General features: G+C 31.7%; 16 protein-coding genes and 1 pseudogene. 6 read left to right on the top strand and 11 right to left on the bottom strand.

The window, feature by feature from the left end:
- The 11 genes from B2U95_RS08460 to B2U95_RS08410 all read right to left on the bottom strand — a co-directional run bounded on the left by B2U95_RS08460 (nt 1) and on the right by B2U95_RS08410 (nt 12,264).
- The gene (locus tag B2U95_RS08460; RefSeq protein ID WP_296314950.1) at nt 1-1,077 is read right to left on the bottom strand and encodes a glycosyltransferase; all 1,077 of its coding nucleotides are present in this window, start codon (nt 1,075-1,077) and stop codon (nt 1-3) included.
- 2 nt (nt 1,078-1,079) lie between these two features.
- Complete coding sequence (locus B2U95_RS08455) at nt 1,080-2,084, bottom strand: glycosyltransferase family 2 protein (protein WP_296314947.1); 1,005 nt, start codon at nt 2,082-2,084, stop codon at nt 1,080-1,082.
- Between the two features lie 27 nt (nt 2,085-2,111).
- Nucleotides 2,112-3,104 carry a glycosyltransferase family 2 protein gene (locus B2U95_RS08450; RefSeq protein ID WP_296314942.1) on the bottom strand — a complete coding sequence of 331 codons (993 nt, stop codon included), beginning with the start codon at nt 3,102-3,104 and terminating at the stop codon, nt 2,112-2,114.
- A gap of 46 nt (nt 3,105-3,150) precedes the next feature.
- Nucleotides 3,151-3,876 (bottom strand): hypothetical protein, encoded by a 726-nt coding sequence (locus tag B2U95_RS08445; protein ID WP_296314937.1) that lies wholly within the window; start codon nt 3,874-3,876, stop codon nt 3,151-3,153.
- Nucleotides 3,876-5,135, bottom strand: a complete 1,260-nt coding sequence (locus B2U95_RS08440) for an ABC transporter ATP-binding protein (RefSeq protein ID WP_296314933.1) — start codon at nt 5,133-5,135, stop codon at nt 3,876-3,878. Before B2U95_RS08440 ends, B2U95_RS08445 begins: the two co-directional genes overlap by 1 nt.
- A 1-nt stretch (nt 5,136) precedes the next feature.
- On the bottom strand, nt 5,137-6,000 hold the full coding sequence (locus tag B2U95_RS08435; RefSeq protein ID WP_414727674.1) for an ABC transporter permease: 864 nt from the start codon (nt 5,998-6,000) through the stop codon (nt 5,137-5,139).
- Nucleotides 6,001-6,085: 85 nt separating this feature from the next.
- Complete coding sequence (locus tag B2U95_RS08430; RefSeq protein ID WP_296314925.1) at nt 6,086-7,063, bottom strand: SDR family oxidoreductase; 978 nt, start codon at nt 7,061-7,063, stop codon at nt 6,086-6,088.
- Between the two features lie 29 nt (nt 7,064-7,092).
- Nucleotides 7,093-8,388, bottom strand: coding sequence for a nucleotide sugar dehydrogenase (locus B2U95_RS08425; RefSeq protein ID WP_296314920.1), 1,296 nt, complete (start codon nt 8,386-8,388; stop codon nt 7,093-7,095).
- Nucleotides 8,385-8,975 (bottom strand): sugar transferase, encoded by a 591-nt coding sequence (locus B2U95_RS08420; RefSeq protein ID WP_296314917.1) that lies wholly within the window; start codon nt 8,973-8,975, stop codon nt 8,385-8,387. The genes B2U95_RS08425 and B2U95_RS08420 overlap by 4 nt, the downstream gene beginning before the upstream one ends.
- A gap of 13 nt (nt 8,976-8,988) precedes the next feature.
- Nucleotides 8,989-11,460: an exopolysaccharide transport family protein gene (locus tag B2U95_RS08415; RefSeq protein WP_296314913.1), complete on the bottom strand. Its 2,472-nt coding sequence runs from the start codon at nt 11,458-11,460 to the stop codon at nt 8,989-8,991.
- Nucleotides 11,461-11,463: 3 nt separating this feature from the next.
- A complete protein-coding gene (locus B2U95_RS08410) occupies nt 11,464-12,264 on the bottom strand; it encodes a polysaccharide biosynthesis/export family protein (protein ID WP_296314911.1) in 801 nt (266 codons plus the stop codon).
- 101 nt (nt 12,265-12,365) lie between these two features.
- On the opposite strand from B2U95_RS08410, the gene B2U95_RS08405 reads away from it, so the two are divergent.
- The 6 genes and pseudogenes from B2U95_RS08405 to secA form a co-directional block, all read left to right on the top strand.
- The gene (locus tag B2U95_RS08405) at nt 12,366-14,228 is read left to right on the top strand and encodes an ABC-F family ATP-binding cassette domain-containing protein (RefSeq protein ID WP_296314908.1); all 1,863 of its coding nucleotides are present in this window, start codon (nt 12,366-12,368) and stop codon (nt 14,226-14,228) included.
- A 248-nt stretch (nt 14,229-14,476) separates the two neighbouring features.
- A complete protein-coding gene (locus B2U95_RS08400; protein ID WP_296314906.1) occupies nt 14,477-15,331 on the top strand; it encodes an O-methyltransferase in 855 nt (284 codons plus the stop codon).
- 90 nt (nt 15,332-15,421) lie between these two features.
- Nucleotides 15,422-16,111 (top strand): ABC transporter ATP-binding protein, encoded by a 690-nt coding sequence (locus tag B2U95_RS08395; protein ID WP_296314903.1) that lies wholly within the window; start codon nt 15,422-15,424, stop codon nt 16,109-16,111.
- A 65-nt stretch (nt 16,112-16,176) separates the two neighbouring features.
- Entirely contained in the window at nt 16,177-16,752 is a 576-nt protein-coding gene (locus B2U95_RS08390; RefSeq protein WP_296314900.1) for a cob(I)yrinic acid a,c-diamide adenosyltransferase, read from the top strand.
- A gap of 288 nt (nt 16,753-17,040) precedes the next feature.
- Complete coding sequence (locus B2U95_RS08385; RefSeq protein WP_008272287.1) at nt 17,041-17,262, top strand: DUF2795 domain-containing protein; 222 nt, start codon at nt 17,041-17,043, stop codon at nt 17,260-17,262.
- A 168-nt stretch (nt 17,263-17,430) separates the two neighbouring features.
- Nucleotides 17,431-18,011: pseudogene (gene secA, locus B2U95_RS08380) on the top strand (preprotein translocase subunit SecA); the annotation flags it as partial.

Genomic DNA, 18,011 nt, shown 5'->3' with positions numbered 1-18,011 from the left:
TTAGGCTTTTAATTTTAAAACGTTAGACCACGCCTCTATGATGGTGCGTTCTTCTTCTTCCATACTATATTCTGACAAAATAAACTCTGATGCTTTTTTAGTCATTATATTAAATGGCTCTGGGTTTTCTTCGTAAGCTTTTATAAGATTGTCAAGTGTTTTTACGTAAGCTTTTATATCTCTATCCTTTACAGGAAATGAAAAATCTGTATTAAAAATCTCCGTACCACCTTGACCAGGATAACCTGCAACAATACAACCACAAGCCATCGCTTCTGCTGGTGGCATCCCAAAGCCTTCATTAATATTAAAGCTTAAGAAAATAGTACTTTCTTTCATACAATCCGCTACTTGCTGTTCGCTCATATTTTCAATTAGCTTAATGTTCCAACCATCTAAAACTCCTTTAAATTTTAAAATATTTATGACCTGAACAATATCTGATCGCAAACGTCTTGGCATAAAAGAAATCTGTTTTTTCTTAGTCGTTTTTATTGAAAATTTATTGCTATCAAAACCATATTTAACTCTATAAATATTTAGCTTAGGAAAAGCTAAATTCATGTATTGTTTGGCATCTTCAGAATTCACAATCACACTAATTAAATCCTTGTGATGGTATGGTGTATGGGTATCTTTTAAATCTAAATCATAACCAAAAAATGTTTGATAAGCACCTTGGTTATAAATTACTTTTTTAATACCAGGTTTTACTTCGGCCAACTTAGGTCCGTATACTTCTGGAAACACTAAAATATCGCTCTCTAAGATTTCTATAACCTCTCCTTTTACACCAGAATTTTTAGCTTTCTTTATACTTTGCTTTACCAACGATTTCAATTTCTGTTTAGATGAAAGGTCAGCTTTCAGTTTTAAATTTGCTAAGGCCTTAAAAAGGGATGAGTTGTAAACTACTGGTGTTGTATTTGCAAACCAGTTGCATTTAAAACCTGAATTCTCATGCAGAATATAAGCTTCAAAGTTATTTTTATTCAAAACATCTACTTGTCTATAAATCTGCTTTATACCACCTGATGGTTGTTGTATATCTGGACAAACAAATAATAATCTAGGCATAATTAATAGTCTATTTTTAAACGATGATCGAACTCTGGGTAATAGAAAAACATATACCCTTTTCCTAAATACTTTAAGGCAATTTTTCCTAGTGCTAATCTACTCCTTTTATTTATATAAGGTTCTTCTGACAGTTGTTTTAAGGTTTCAAAATAGTTGTCAAATAACGTATTACGTTCATTTTTGTTTGATCTCGAAATCATATTATAAAATGCAATTGCCATTCTAAAAAAAGCATATTGAATTAAATGTTCTTTCTCTACATTATTACTAATACTAACTTTTTTGGCAACATTTTTAAAATATTTAAAAATAGATAATTGGGCATCGAAAGTTGATCCTTTTGTTTTTATACTATCGTGACCAACACGTACCAAAAACGCAAAATCGTCTACGAATTCATAGTTGGGTGATTTACACATTATATTAAAGTGAAAATCAGCCTCTTGTCCGCGTTGTAGGTCTTCATTGAAATAATCTGCAGTAACTAAGAATATTTTTCTCCAAAGCGGAGCTGGTGTTGGAAATATATGACTCTCTAATAAATATGATTTTACAGGATTTTCTCTGAAATCTATATCTGTATATGGTTTATTTTTCATGGTAGAACCATCAGCGTACCATACTTCCCAGTAGCTTGCACAAAAATCTAAATTTGGGTTTTCATCTAAATGTTTAACCTGATTTTCGAGAAACTGAGACTTCATTACATCATCACTATCAAAAAACTTGATGTAGTCTCCTTTTGCTAAACTCCAACCATAATTTCTGCAAGCATTAGCTCCTTTAGTTTTATCTTCTGATCTTTTATAGATTCTGAATCTAGAATCTTCTTTCTGAAATGTTTTTAAAACGGTCATTGTATTATCCGTACTCCCGTCATCTACAATTATACATTCCCAATTTGAAAACGTTTGTGCAGTAATACTGTTTAACGTTTCACTTATGAGGTGCGCTCTGTTATATATGGGAATGATAATAGATACTAAACTTTGGGCCTTACTCATATTTTATAATATAACTACTTTAATTAATTACTTAACATAATTAAAAGTATTGCTTTTTTTGAACAATTTATAACCTATACCAAATAGATTATAAGCAATGGTAATGGTTAATACGGGTATTAAATGTTTAAAAAAATAGTTTTTGAATATCTTCTTATCAGTAAGATGTGCAGACAGATAAGCGTAAGCGGAATAAATAGATATCCTCGTATTTTTTTTCATAGTTTGTTGTTGAAACACATTATGAATATCAGTTAATAAGAATTTTTTCGTTTGAAGTTTAAGTACGTTTTCTTGACTATAACTTAAAAATCTCTTTTTTACTTTTAGACTAGATACTGTTTTTTTATAAATGTTATTATCTGAATAAGATATACTGTTTTCAGAAGCTATAATTGTAACCAAGTGCTGTTCTACTATTTTATAATTTTTATCAATCCGTAATACTCTAACATGAAAGTCATATTCTTGAGACTGTTGTAGTGTTTCATCAAATTGAAGTGAATGGTTTTTTAAGAACTCACTTTTATAGCATACAGCGTTAATATGCCAAAATATTATAAATTGAATATAATCATTAATTACATCATTAGATTTAATCTTGCTACTACGAAAACCTTCTTTGATTCTACCTGTCATAGTTTTCCAAGTACTATTACATACACAAAAGTTGGATTTTGAATTTTTAAGTGCAGTGACCTGAGATTCTAAATAATTTTCATGCATTAAGTCGTCACTATCAAACCAAACAATATAAGTTCCTTTACTCATTTCAAAACCATAGTTTCGACAAGCGTTTCCCCCTTTTAGTTTATTCTTTGGTCTTTTAAAAGGTTTTATTCTAGCATCTAATTCTTGAAATTTGAGCAACTCAGCAAATGTTTCATCCGTACTACCATCATCAATCACTATACATTCAAAACTCTTATAGGTTTGAGCAATTATAGAGTCAATTGTACCTTTAAGAATAGTTGCTCTATTGTAAACCGGAATAATGATTGAAACTAATGGCTCTTCCATTAAAAAATAGGTTAAATGATACTATTAAAAAAATCACTAAAAAGTTCTAAAGTGAAGCTACATGCTTATATTTTTCGGTACCTATAACAATGACACGCTTTGTACCCAAGTATATACCTTTATAAAATTTAATATTTTTTTTGATTAGGATTTCAAATAGCTTTTCTACAGTATTTTGTTCTCCAAGTCTATTGTAGTCATCAAAAATAATGATAAACTCACTATTTGAAGTAAACAGGTCTGCTAAATAGAGAATTTCTACTCGCGATAGTGTTGGGCTTCCGTGTGGTCCATCAACAACATACAAATCAAAAGTCTCATTAACTTTAGATTCAAAGTTCTCATAAACTTTAACTGTACTTGAATCTATTACTTTTTCTGAAAGCGGACTTACGATAATATTAGATTGTTTTGATAAAGGAAAATTACTCTTGAATTTAACACACCAATCTTCATCTTGCTCGACTATAGTGTGCCAACTATTCGTTAACATATGATTTAAATAGGTCGAAATGAACTTAGTAGATTCGCCAAGTCCAAGTTCTAAAATTTTAGTAGGTTTATAATTATCTAGAACTCTGCCAAGTACATAAAAAAAAGAATAATTACCTGCCCATCTCCCAACATTTAAAGGTAATTTTTCTAACCAGTCTTTTCCTCTAATACTATCATGGTATATATTTGCCCAATTAAGCTCCTTGAGCAATAACATTTGCTTGTCGCTATTTTTTCTATATTCCGATAAAAGCTGCTTTACCTTTTTAACAATCATCAATTTTTTATTTTAAAATTCAATAATGCCTTGCTCTGACCATTTGATACAAAATAGCCTGTACCATAATAATCACCTTTATCAACTTCAAACGAGAAAGCATTCTCAATCCAATCCGAAACTTCATTGTTAGCTTCTATATAGGTTGTTACATAATAAATACCATTATTTAGTTGAAGACTGTCCATACAAAAGCTAATTCCACTTGAAATGCTATGTGATTTTTTCTCAACCAGACTAGTGCTTAACCAAGAGATGCGCTGCCCAAAATTATCATCTATTCTTAGGTCAAATTTCATGTCTCTAAAATTAATTTCTTCTCGATTTTCTAAATTAAACCTCATTGTAAAGGGATCCCCTGTTTGTGGCTTACTATTCGGATTTTTTCCAAAGACCTCTATATCCTTAACTTTAATAAGTCCTGTTCCTTTTCTGTCCTTAAACTCTGATTTAACACTAATAGTATTTGCGCCTTCTAAATAAAATTTAATAGCATTTTCAACACCTCCGTCAAAAGCAACTTTTCCATTTTCTAAGACAATTGCTCTTGTACACAAACTCTTAACTGCTGCCATATTATGACTCACAAACAAAACGGTTCTGCCTTGGCCTTTGCTAATATCTTGCATCTTACCAATTGCTTTTTTCTGAAATTCTGCATCACCCACAGCCAATACCTCGTCAATCACAAGAATATCTGGTTCTAAATGCGCTGCAACAGCAAAAGCTAAGCGAACACGCATACCACTACTGTAACGTTTCACAGGTGTATCAATAAAGCGTTCGCAACCACTAAAATCTATAATTTCTTCTTCTTTTTGCTTTATTTCTGACTTGGTCATGCCTAAAATAGCACCATTTAGATATATATTTTCTCTTCCTGTCATTTCAGGATGAAAACCGGTTCCAACTTCTAATAAAGAAGCAATTCTTCCTTTAGTTTTTATTTCTCCTGTGGTAGGTATTGTAACTCTAGATAGTATTTTTAATAAGGTAGATTTACCTGCACCATTTTTACCGATGATACCGAGGACTTCACCTTGGTTGACTTCAAAATTAATATTACGCAAAGCCCAGACATAATCACTGTTGCTTTTTGTACTTCTGTCATTGGTTTCTCCGACCATTAAAAAGGGATCTTCTTTCCCTCTAATCTTAAACCACCATCGTTTTAAATCGTTATTTATCGTACCAGTACCTATAACACCTAATCGGTATTGCTTATTTACATTTGATGCTTTTAAAATAATATTAGACATACTATACAGTATCTATAAATTGTTTTTCGGTCCTATTAAAGATGACCAAACCTATTAGAAATATGACGATGCTTAAAATTAATGTATAGGTAAAACCAGACCAACTAAAAATCCCTGTATTTAATAACATGTATCTAAATCCTTCAATAATTTGGGTTAGCGGATTATATTCTACTAAAGTAGCGACTAAAGGGGGGAATTTTAATCTAGCCTCAGACATAGGATAAGGTACAGCAGAAACATACATTAAAAGCTGAACACCAAAGCCTACTAACACGGTAAGGTCTCTATACTTTGTTGTAAAAGAGGAAATAATCATACCTAACCCGAGTCCTAATAGTGCCATCATTATAACATAAACAGGAAATAAGAATGCATGCAAATTCATATGAATATCTTTTCCGATGAGAATATAATACACATAGAATCCGAAAAAAATTAAGATTTGAATTCCGAACTTCAGTAAATTTGAAATCGTAATAGACATAGGCATAATTACACGAGGGAAATATACCTTTCCGAAAATACTCTGATTTTTAGTAAATGTACTTGAAGTACCTGTTAAGCAATCTTTAAAGTAGTTCCAAGCACTAATACCTGCTAAATTGAATAAAAATGCAGGTACTATACCTGTATTAATATTTCCCAGTTTATTGAAAATGAGTGTAAAAATAACAGATGTAAATAACGGCTGAATAATATACCATAAAGGACCTAACATGGTTTGTTTATAAAGCGTGATAATATCTCGCTTCACAAACAAAAATAACAGGTCTCTGAATTGCCAAATTTCTTTAAAATTAAAGTCTACTAGCTTTCTCTTACTAGAGATCGTATAAAGCCAATCATCTTCATTATGAGTAATCAAATTACTTAAATTTTAAATACGTGCTAATATACCAAATATTGACAATTCAGCTAAAAATAAATATAAGTAATAGTGTTAGATTTTAATTAAAGTAATCCCAAGTGATTTTCAATCCCTCTCTTACTGTAAATTGTGGCTTATACCCTAAAAGCTTCTTTGCTTTAGAAATATCAGCTAAAGAATCTCTTACATCACCTTGTCTAGGTGGCCCGTAAATTGCTTTTAAATCAGATTTTGCTGCAATTTTTAAAGACTCCCATAAGTAGTTAACAGTGATACGTTCTCCACAAGCCACATTAAATACTTCATTCTTTGCATCTTTAGAAGCAAAAAAGCCTTTTACGTTAGCTTGCACAACATTATCAATAAAGGTAAAATCTCTAGTCTGTTCTCCATCTCCATTTATTTTAGAAGGCTCATTATCATTTAGCGCTTGCATAAATAATGGAATTACAGCTGCATAGGCACCATCTGGACTTTGTTTAGGCCCAAAAACATTAAAATAGCGTAAACCAATAACATCTGTATCGTAAGTTGTACCAAATACATCTGCATACAATTCGTTTACATATTTTGTAACTGCGTAAGGAGATAATGGTTTACCAATAGTATCTTCCACTTTTGGCAACGCTTTGCTATCGCCATAAGTAGAACTAGATGCTGCATAGACCATACGTTTTACAGTAGGACTATCTTTTAAAGCAACCATCATATTTAAAAAGCCAGAAATATTTACAGCATTGGTTGTTGCTGGGTCATTTATAGAGCGTGGCACAGAGCCTAAAGCCGCTTGGTGAGACACATAATCAATGCCTTCCATTGCTTTTTTACACGTTTCCAAATCTCTAATATCACCTTCGATGAGTTCGAAAGCAGGGTTCTCCATAAATTCAGTTAAATTCTCACGATGACCATTTGAAAAGTTATCTAAAACTCTAACTTTTTTTGCGTTATACTTTAATAAGTATTCTACAAGATTAGAGCCTATAAAGCCTCCTCCTCCAGTAATTAAAAAATTTAATTTTGAAAGATCTTCTATATGGTGTGGATTTGTGTACATGATTTGAGGTAATTTGGGTTTAATAAATTTTATAAACGAGCATCTATTGAATCAACAGGCAGTAATGACTTCACATCAAAAACAACACATGAATCAGATTTTAAATTATCTAAAGATATTTCTAAAAACTCATTGTGTGATACTGCTAGTATGATAGCATCATAATCTGACTTTAACTCAGACATTGACGCTTTTAAATCAATATCATACTCATGTTTTACTTCTTCTTTTGATGCCCAAGGATCGTAAACATCAACATTTACGTGATATGATTCAAATTCTTCAATAATGTCAATAACCCTAGAGTTTCTTATATCAGGGCAATTTTCTTTAAAAGTAATTCCTAATACTAAAGCATTAGAACCTTTTATAGTTGCACCCTTTTTAATCATCATTTTTACAGTCTCAGTAGCAACATAACTACCCATACTATCATTCATTTTACGACCTGCTAAAATAATCTCAGGATTATAACCAGACTCTATAGCCTTCTGTGCCAAGTAATAAGGATCAACTCCTATACAGTGCCCACCAACTAAACCTGGAGAGAATTTAAGGAAATTCCATTTAGTACCGGCAGCTTCTAAAACAGCTTTTGTATCTATATCTAATAATCTAAAAATTTTAGACAATTCATTTACAAAGGCAATGTTAATATCGCGTTGAGAATTCTCTATAACTTTTGCAGCTTCAGCAACTTTTATTGATGGTGCTAAATGCGTACCTGCAGTAATAACTTTTAAATATAAGTCATTAACTCTTTTCGCGATTTCTGGCGTAGAACCAGATGTCACCTTTAGTATCTTAGTTACAGTATGATGCTTATCTCCTGGATTAATACGTTCTGGAGAATAGCCTGCAAAAAAGTCTTTATTATAAGTTAGCCCAGAAATTTCAGCCAAAATTGGCACACAAATATCTTCTGTTGCACCAGGGTATACTGTTGATTCGTATATAACAATATCATTTTTAGACATGGCTCTACCTACAGATTCACTTGCTTTTATTAGTGGAGTAAATACTGGTTTATTAAAAGCGTCTGTTGGAGTTGGTACTGTAATTATATAAATGTTTGTTGTTTTTAAAGCTTCAACATTATCAGTTATATATAATCCCTTGCTTGAATTTAAGTCTGTAGTTAAAACTGTCTTTAAATTTTCGTTTTCAACTTCAAGTGTTTTATCAATACCTTCGTTTAACTCTTTGATACGTTGTTTATTAATATCGAAACCAACAACAAAAAATTGTTTTGCAAATTCAACGGCAAGGGGCAAGCCGACATAACCTAATCCTATGATTGCAATTTTGTCTTCAGAATGTGTCATTTGTTTAAAGTAGATTTTAAAATGAATGTCAAATCTAAATAAAAACTATAATTAAGAAGGTAATTTTTATTGATTTTCACTTTATCTACCCAAATAATCGCTCTATTGTACTCTTCTGGGTCTTTTTGTCGCTCTAATACACGCTCTTCATTCTTATATTTTAGTGTTGCTGGACCAGTAATTCCTGGTTTGACTAATAAAATAATACGATCCTCTCCTTTTAATTCATCTGCAAAACCCTGCAAATCAGGTCTTGGACCAACAAAACTCATATCACCAATTAACACATTATAAAGCTGTGGTAATTCATTTAATTTGGTGTGCCTTAAAAGTTTACCTAGCCTAGTAGCACTTCTTTCTAAATGCCCTAATTGATGCTTTTCATTCTTTAAAGTTCTTAACTTATAAATCTTAAATAGTTTTGCATGTTGCCCAACTCTTAATTGTGTATAAATTCCCCATTGTTTAGTATCAATGGTTATAAGTATTATTAAGAATAAAATAGGAATGCCTAAAAATGGCAATAGAATTAATGCCAAAATAAAATCAAAATAACGTTTAACTCTAAGCTGTGAGTGTGTTATCAAATTAATGTCCTTATTATTTACGCTTAATAAAACGCTTAACCTTTGCTATTACAGAAGGTTTTTCGTTTTCATGATATGTATTACCGTAGCTTCCATAACCATAACCATAGCCGTAACCATAACCATATCTAGCCTTATGCTTATAAAAATTAAGAACAAAACTTACATTTTTCACTTCTCCATTTCTATACTTAGCATTGACTAATTGCAGCATACCCTTTTTAGTATAATCAAAACGAACCATATAAATGGTTGCATCAGCATAATTAGATAATTCTAAAGCATCTGTTACTAAACCTAGCGGTGGAGTATCTAAAATTATAATATCATAACTCTTACGCAACTCCTTAAGGGCTTCTTTTAATTTATCTCCCATTAAAAGTTCTGACGGATTAGGTGGTATTGGACCTGAAGAAATTAAATCTAAGTTATCTATGTGCGTATTAACAATGACATCCTCTAAACTATTCTGGTCTATTAAGTAGTTAACAATTCCTATATCATTATTTAGGCTAAAATCACCAAATATTTTTGGTTTACGCAAATCTAGTCCTAAAAGAATAGTCTTCTTTCCTGTTAATGCATAAACACTTGCGATATTAATTGAACAAAATGTCTTACCCTCACCACTCACTGAAGATGTAATCATTAAAGTTTTTCCTAAATCATCACTACCTTGTTGTTTTCTGTATATAAATTGAAGGCTTGAACGTAAGGCTCTAAAAGACTCTGCTATGGTAGACTTTGGCTTTTCAAAAACAATAAGATTATTGGGATGATTAAATCTACCAATTAAACCTAATATGGGAATACTTGATAGTTTTTCTACGTCATTAACACTGTGAATATTATTATCTAATAAATACAATACTAAAACGAAACATACAGGTAATGCTATGCCTAAAAGCAGAGCCATCGTATAGTTTAAAGATTTTTTTGGACCAATAGGTGGATTACCTATATCTTTTGCTTCATCTATAAATACAATATCTGAGACGTTTGCTGCTTTTATAATTGCCGCCTCACTACGTTTACTTTGGTAAATATTATACGTTTCTATACTTATATCTAATTTACGTTGAATTTTTAAGAACTCTTGCTGATCACCAGGTAAATCACTAAGCTCTGCTTCTAACCTTCCTATATTTCTATTAATTGCGTTTAATTGTAAATTAATTGTTCTTTTGGTAGCCGTTATTGTTTCTAAAAGCACATTTTTTTGAGCCTTTATTCTTCGATCTAAGTCATTAAATAAAACATTCCCCTCCTTTGTTGTATATTCTAAGTTTTGACGCTCAATGGCTAGCGCTGTAATACTTATGACGCCTGTGATGATATTAGCTTCGTCAATACCTAAACTAGTAGGTGCGGTAATCTGGGTGAAATCAGTATTATTTTCTAAAAGATATTGTTCTAATGAATTGAGGTATTCTAGTTTTACTTTCTCAGCTTCTTTTGAGCGATCTAATTCTTTTACATTTTCAGATACAACTTGTAAGGCATCAGTGACATCAAAAACTTTGTTCTTTTTTCTAAAGTTATTCATCTCGTTAGTTTCAGACTTCAAGTTGTCATTCACATCTGCTAAACTACTATCAATAAATTTTATAGTATTTGTTGCATATAAATTTTTTCGTTCTAATTCGGTACGACTTAAGATTGTAACCGTGGTATTAAGATAATCAACAATTCTAGCTTTATTTTTTCCTATCATAGACATAATAAGAATTGAATACGCGTCTTTAGATTTCGGATTAGCTCTTACAACATTTTTATATTGATTAACTACGTTATCAAAATCTGAAAACTTCACATAATACTTAATATCTGGCTCAAAATTTATAGTCGAATCTTTTTGTATGACTGCATTAAAATATGGTAAATTAATATTTTGACCATATCTATATGTTTTGGTGATCATACCAGACGAAACACCAACCCTTTTAATCTTTGTCGACTTATAATTTTGACAGTTAACGCTCTTAGACTCTCCCATATTAATAGACAACTCAAACGAGTTATCATCTATAGGTTTTATTTCAATTAATTTTGAGAGAATTTGAGATGAATTTTTATTTATAATAACAGAAAACGGAGAATTTTTGTATATATCTTTGAGATGATATTCGCCTTGTTTTAGATACTGCTTATAAAACTCTAATGAGTCAACAACCAATTCATTATGTGTTCTTGTATTTACTTCTGTGATTACTTTACCTACTTTACCAGAAACGCCTCCCCAATTAAATGAAATACTTGTATTAGCGGTAACTAAGGGACTTTGATCATTTTCAATAGACATTAAACTATCTAATCTATAGACGTTTTCTTTTCTTACATTGACATAATGCGCTATACTCAAACCAATAATTACCGATATAAGTATTAAAGGCCAATAATTTAAAATTTTAAACAATAAGCCTTTAATATCAAAATTAGACTGGCTCGTTTCATTAGTCTCTGCTTCATATTCATACTCACTCATAATCTACAATCTATCAATTAAAAGAACACTTGTAGTTAATAAACCTAAAACTGTTATCAGTGTTGTAAAAGTTTGGGCACCTGTGATACCTGTTCCCCAAGATTTTTGCTTTAAAGGCTTCACATAAATCATATCGTTATGTTGTATATAATAGTAAGGGGATTTCATAACATTAATATCCGTTAAATCTAAATTATGAATTTTTTGTCCTTGTGGATATTGTCTAATAACCATCACCTCTTTTCTGTTACCAGTTTGCACTATTTCACCTGCATTAGCTATAGCTTCAAAAATATTTACTCTATCCTGAAATAATGTAATACTACCTGGATTCGCAACTTCACCACTAGCCACAAAGCGCAATCCTGCTAACTTAACCGTAACAAAAATGTTTGCAGTTTTCTTAAATTGCTCGGCTAATAATTTTTTTTCTAAAAGCAGTCTTATTTCGTCAGTGGTATATCCCAAAACATTTATCTCTCCAAGTTGTGGGATTCTTATATTGCCGTGTAAATCAATAGTAAAACCATCAAAATAAGCGCGCTCAGCACTACTAGCATTTAAATTATCCTCACCAACAGGATTAAAAATCTGCTCATTATCTTGGTCTAAAACCTTAATTCTTATATTCAAAATATCTGCAATCTGAACTCTGTAGGGCTTCTGTACTTCCGAAAGATTATTTTGCAGACTATCGTTAAGTGAATTGTCTTTGTTTTGTAAATAAACAGTGTCTTTATGTGGTATGCAAGATGAAACAATAACACAAGTAAGTAATAGAATTAAAAGCTTTAACCGCTTCATAAGAAAAATGGTGTTTACAGACAAATATAATGCATCAATAGTAATATCAAAACTATTGGTATTCTTTTTGGTTTATTTACGTTCTTTGTAAAAAATTTAGTTTGAATTATCTCAACGTAGAAAATATATCAAAGTCTTTTGGTGAGCTTAAACTTTTTAAAGACTTATCCTTTAGTATTCATAAAGACCAAAAAATTGCATTTGTAGCAAAAAACGGAAGCGGAAAGACCTCTATCCTAAATATTCTATCCGGAAAAGACACTCCAGATGAAGGGCAAGTTGTTGCTAGAAAAGGGCTTCGTTTGGCATTCTTAGACCAAGAACCAGATTTAGATCCTAAACTCACGCTCGAAGAAACTATTTTTGCCTCAGATATTCCTGTTTTAAAAATTATTGAAGCTTATGAAAACGCTTTAAAAGATCCTGAAGATGCTGAAGCTTATCAATTAGCTTTTGAAGGTATGGACAGACACAATGCTTGGGAATTTGAAACACAATACCAGCAAACACTTTCGCAATTAAAGCTAGATGATTTATCTATTAAAGTAAATACACTATCTGGTGGACAAAAAAAACGATTAGCACTAGCGCAAGCGTTATTAAGCAAACCCGACATTTTAATTTTAGATGAACCAACTAACCATCTCGATTTAGAAATGATTGAGTGGCTAGAAGAATATTTTGCTAAAACACAGCAAACGTTGTTTATGGTAACACACGACCGTTATTTTCTGGAACGTGTTTGTAATGAAATCGTAGAATTAGACCACGGACAACTGCATACTTACAAAGGGAATTATTCTTACTATTTAGAAAAAAAGGAAGCTAGAATTGAAAATGATGCTACCGAAGTTGGTAAAGCCAAACAACTCTTTAAAAAGGAGTTAGAATGGATGCGTCGCCAACCTAAAGCACGAACTACCAAATCTAAAAGTAGAATCGATGATTTCTCTGAAATAAAATCTAAAGCACATAAACGTCGTAACGATCATAAAATTGAATTAGATATTAATATGGCGCGTTTAGGAAGCAAAATTATTGAGTTTCATAACGTTTCGAAAGCCTTTAAAGACAAAACAATATTAGATGGGTTTGAATACACCTTTAAAAAAGGAGATCGCATCGGTATCATTGGAAAAAACGGAACTGGTAAATCTACATTTTTAAATCTCTTAACTGAGAGTTTACATCCAGACAGCGGAAAAGTAGTAATTGGTGAAACTGTAAAAATCGGATATTATACACAAGGAGGTATTAAAGCAAAACCAGGTCAAAAAGTTATTGACGTTATTAAAGAATTTGGAGATTATATTCCGTTAGCTAAAGGGCGTCAGATTAGTGCGCAACAGTTACTAGAAAAGTTTTTATTCGATAGAAAAAAGCAATATGACTTTGTCGAAAAATTAAGTGGTGGAGAGCAAAAGCGTTTATATTTATGTACCGTTTTAATTCAAAACCCCAACGTTTTAATTTTAGATGAACCAACAAACGATTTAGACATTGTAACGCTTAATGTTTTAGAAGATTTCTTAATGGATTTCCCTGGAGTATTATTAGTTGTTTCTCACGATCGTTATTTTATGGATAAGATTGTAGACCACATGTTTGTATTTAGAGGTGAAGGAGTTGTCGATGATTTTCCAGGGAATTATTCAGATTTCAGAGCCTATGACGCAAGTAAACCAAAACAAATTGAACAGGTTAAAAAAACGGATAACACCAAAGTTGTAAAGCAAAACGAAGCTAAAAAACTTTCTTATAATGAACAAAAAGAGCATAAGAATTTAGAATCAAAAATTCGTTCGTTAGAACTAGATAAAACTGCTTTAGAAGCAAAGTTTCATGACCCAGAGTTATCACAAGATGAAATTTCTAAATTATCAGAGAAACTTCAAACTATAATTGACACTATTAGCAAAAAAGAAATGCGCTGGTTTGAGTTATCGGAGAAACTTGAGGAATAGTATTCAGTCTCAGTGGTAGATTTCAGATGTAAGCAATAAACATTCACTCATTTAAAATTAAAACAAGCCAAGGTTAATAATCACATCCTAAATTTCGACATAGTCGAAAACATCAATTTGCAGAAATAATGAACGATGGAATGAAGGTGCAAAGTAGAGCGTTAAGCACAAAATTGCTAAAGTAAATGGTGTTTTAGCAATTTGGTCAAATTGCTTGTAATTTTTGGTTCGTTTGCTATCAAGACAAAATGAACAGAAATAATTTCAGAGTAAATCCAAAATTTATTATTCTAAATAATTACAGTTTCTTTGCAATCGATTATATTAATAATTTGTACCAAATAATAGCATATATAAAATTCCTTTTAAACTCCAGAAATCAACACGGAGTCCACTCCCCTTTTGTATATAATTTTATTACAAAATGCCTATACGACAAAACAAAACATGAAGCTTATACTTTTATAAACGACTATCGTGAAACATTAAAAAAATCAAATACTGTTTTAAAAATCAAAGATTTAGGAGAAGGTTCGAAAGTTTTAGATACTAATGAGCGTAAGGTTAGTGAAATGGTTAGAACATCGAGTAGCTCAAAAAAAGACACTAAAATTTTATTCAGAATTGCAAACTATTTTCACTCTAAAACCATTTTAGAATTAGGCACCTCTTTAGGAATGGGAACTTACGCAATTGCTTTGGCTAATCAATCTTCAAGTATTTCAACAATTGAAGGTTGCCCAAATACTTTAGAATTTGCAAAGTCAAAACTTCAAAATCAAAAAGTAAAAAATGTTGAGTTTATTACAGGAAATTTTACTGATACCATTCCTGATTTAAAAGAAGACACATTTGACTTTATTTTCTTTGATGGTCATCACAACAAAGATGCAACCATTCAATATTTTGAAACACTTTTACCTAAAGTCAATAATGATACTATTTTTATTTTTGATGATATTTATTGGTCTAAAGGGATGACAGAAGCCTGGGAGCATATTAAAGCTCAAAATGCTGTTTCTGTAACTGTAGATTGCTTCCATTTAGGTTTTGTATTCTTTAGAAAAGAACAAGTCAAAGAACATTTTAAAATTAGACTGTAACAACCTTATAACTTTAACGTCTTATTTGGTGAACTGATTTTTAAATTCTTTTACCTTGCAAAGGATTTAAACAACCAAGACTATTTAATTATGAGTGACAATGTCATTGAAATTAGAAATATCATTAGAGATTTTAAACTAGGACAAGAAATCGTTCATGTTTTAAAAGGTATCGATTTAGACATTAAACGTGGCGAATATGTCGCTATCATGGGACCTTCTGGTTCTGGTAAATCAACGTTAATGAACTTACTAGGTTGCTTAGACACACCTACTGCAGGTTCATATAACCTTAGTGGGAACGATGTAAGTCAGATGACTGATGATGAACTTGCCGAAATTAGAAATACAGAAATTGGTTTTGTTTTTCAGACCTTCAACTTACTACCAAGAACTACTGCATTAGAAAATGTAGCCTTACCAATGATTTATGCAGGTGCTTCAAAAAAGCAACGCCAAGATCGCGCTTCAGAAGTTTTAACAGATGTTGGTTTAGCAGATCGTATGGACCACAAACCTAATCAACTTTCTGGTGGTCAACGCCAACGTGTTGCTATTGGCCGTGCCTTAGTTAACAAACCATCTATAATCTTAGCCGATGAGCCAACGGGTAACTTAGATTCTAAAACTGGTCTAGAAATCATGGCATTATTCGATAAAATTCATAGTTCAGGTAATACCGTAATTATGGTAACGCACGAAGAAGAAATTGCAGCACACGCACATCGTGTTATTCGTTTACGTGATGGTGTAGTTGAGAGTGATACTCATAATCGATAAAAAAGTCTTTAGCTCTTAAATTAAAAAACTATAACTTTTTCACTCATAACTCTTAACTTTGAAATATGAAAGTATATACAAAAACAGGAGATAAAGGTACCACTGCTCTATTTGGTGGCACACGCGTCCCTAAGCATCATATAAGAATAGAAAGTTACGGTACTATAGATGAGCTCAATTCTCATATTGGACTCATTAGAGATCAAAACATTGACCCGTTGTATAAAAATACGTTAATGGAAATTCAAGATCGTTTATTTACGGTTGGTGCTATTTTAGCAACAGATCCAGAAAAAGCGACTTTAAAAAATGGCAAAGCACGTTTAAATATTCCTAAGATTTCTAATGCAGACATAGAACGTTTAGAAAAAGAAATGGATCTTATGGAAGACAGCTTACCGCAAATGACGCACTTCGTATTACCAGGTGGTCATCAAACGGTGTCATTCTGTCACATTGCACGTACAGTTTGCCGTAGAGCTGAGCGCTTAGCTTCACATCTCAATGATTTAGAGCCGTTTCAACCTGAAACCCTAATGTATATCAATCGACTTTCTGACTACCTTTTTGTATTGGCACGGAAGTTGACATCTGATTTACAGGCTGAAGAGATAAAGTGGATTCCAAAAAAAGAATCTTAATACCTTAATTGAGACGTCAGTTCTATACAATTCTGAAAAATCGGAATTGTATAGAGAACAACCTCCTATTAAATTTAATTCTTGGTACGAATTTTATTCCCAATGGGTTATAAAACGCATTCGAATTGAAAATTATCTATCACTTCAGAACAGGATTATAAATTGCAATAAAGTAATCCGTAGAGTTTGAGAATTACACGTTCTTTCTATTAATGATTAATTAATTTGATTTTTTCTTGAATTGTTCAACTAAAAAATTATTTTTGCAAAAATTAAATTTATACGCAAATGTATTGGACATTAGAATTAGCATCTTATTTAAGTGATGCACCTTGGCCGGCAACAAAAGACGAACTGATTGATTATGCAATTAGAACAGGAGCTCCTTTGGAGGTTGTTGAAAATTTACAAGCGATAGAAGACGAGGGTGATTCTTACGACTCTATTGAAGAAATTTGGCCAGATTATCCTACTGATGAAGATTATCTCTGGAATGAGGATGAATATTAACATATAATATTACACAAAAAAAAGTCTCTTGCGTTATCATAACTGAGAGACTTTTTTTATTTTCGGATTCTCTTAATTTAAAATAATAACTAGCCCTTATGAGCTAGCCTTTTTTACTGAAATTAACACACAGTTTGACACCAATCAATCTGATACAATATATATAATATGAGTTTTTTAGATAAAGTACTAAAAGTTTTTGTTGGAGATAAATCCAAACAAGACGTTGGCGAATTAAAACCAATTGTAGATAAAATAAAAACTTTTGAGAAAGCGCTTGAAGCTTTATCTCACGATGAGCTTAGAGCTAAGACGACTGAGTTTAAGGAAAAAATTGCTGAAGCGAGATTACCGCTCAACACACAAAAAGAAGACCTTTTAGCCAAAGCTACAATTACAGAAGATATAGATGAGCGCGAGGATATGTATGTCGAAGTCGATAAGATCGAAGATGATATCTATAATATTACTGAAGAAGTTCTAAACGACATCTTACCAGAAGCTTTCGCTGTAGTAAAAGAAACTGCAAAACGTTTTGTACACAATACAGAAATTCCGGTAACGGCTAATGCCTTTGACCGCGAAATTTCTGGTGATAATGATTATGTAACCTTAGACGGAGACCAAGCTATTTGGGCAAACTCTTGGGATGCTGCAGGTAAGCCAATTACTTGGGACATGATTCATTACGATGTACAATTAATAGGTGGTGTCGCAATGCACCAAGGTAAAATTGCAGAGATGCAAAC

The organism is Winogradskyella sp. UBA3174, assembly GCF_002364335.1.
GTDB lineage: Bacteria > Bacteroidota > Bacteroidia > Flavobacteriales > Flavobacteriaceae > Winogradskyella.
Note: the sequence above shows the minus strand (reverse complement) of the source record. Positions and strands in the feature narration are given on the sequence as shown.

What these genes read in the sequence shown, in the direction of transcription:
- B2U95_RS08455 (WP_296314947.1), bottom strand. Translation starts at nt 2,084, where the DNA reads ATGAGTAAGGCCCAAAGTTTAGTATCTATTATCATTCCCATATATAAC.
- B2U95_RS08425 (WP_296314920.1), bottom strand. Translation starts at nt 8,388, where the DNA reads ATGACACATTCTGAAGACAAAATTGCAATCATAGGATTAGGTTATGTC.
- B2U95_RS08410 (WP_296314911.1), bottom strand. Translation starts at nt 12,264, where the DNA reads ATGAAGCGGTTAAAGCTTTTAATTCTATTACTTACTTGTGTTATTGTT.
- B2U95_RS08390 (WP_296314900.1), top strand. Translation starts at nt 16,177, where the DNA reads ATGAAAGTATATACAAAAACAGGAGATAAAGGTACCACTGCTCTATTT.
- B2U95_RS08395 (WP_296314903.1), top strand. Translation starts at nt 15,422, where the DNA reads ATGAGTGACAATGTCATTGAAATTAGAAATATCATTAGAGATTTTAAA.
- B2U95_RS08445 (WP_296314937.1), bottom strand. Translation starts at nt 3,876, where the DNA reads ATGATTGTTAAAAAGGTAAAGCAGCTTTTATCGGAATATAGAAAAAAT.
- B2U95_RS08430 (WP_296314925.1), bottom strand. Translation starts at nt 7,063, where the DNA reads ATGTACACAAATCCACACCATATAGAAGATCTTTCAAAATTAAATTTT.
- B2U95_RS08385 (WP_008272287.1), top strand. Translation starts at nt 17,041, where the DNA reads ATGTATTGGACATTAGAATTAGCATCTTATTTAAGTGATGCACCTTGG.
- B2U95_RS08415 (WP_296314913.1), bottom strand. Translation starts at nt 11,460, where the DNA reads ATGAGTGAGTATGAATATGAAGCAGAGACTAATGAAACGAGCCAGTCT.
- B2U95_RS08460 (WP_296314950.1), bottom strand. Translation starts at nt 1,077, where the DNA reads ATGCCTAGATTATTATTTGTTTGTCCAGATATACAACAACCATCAGGT.
- B2U95_RS08400 (WP_296314906.1), top strand. Translation starts at nt 14,477, where the DNA reads ATGAACAGAAATAATTTCAGAGTAAATCCAAAATTTATTATTCTAAAT.
- B2U95_RS08440 (WP_296314933.1), bottom strand. Translation starts at nt 5,135, where the DNA reads ATGTCTAATATTATTTTAAAAGCATCAAATGTAAATAAGCAATACCGA.
- B2U95_RS08450 (WP_296314942.1), bottom strand. Translation starts at nt 3,104, where the DNA reads ATGGAAGAGCCATTAGTTTCAATCATTATTCCGGTTTACAATAGAGCA.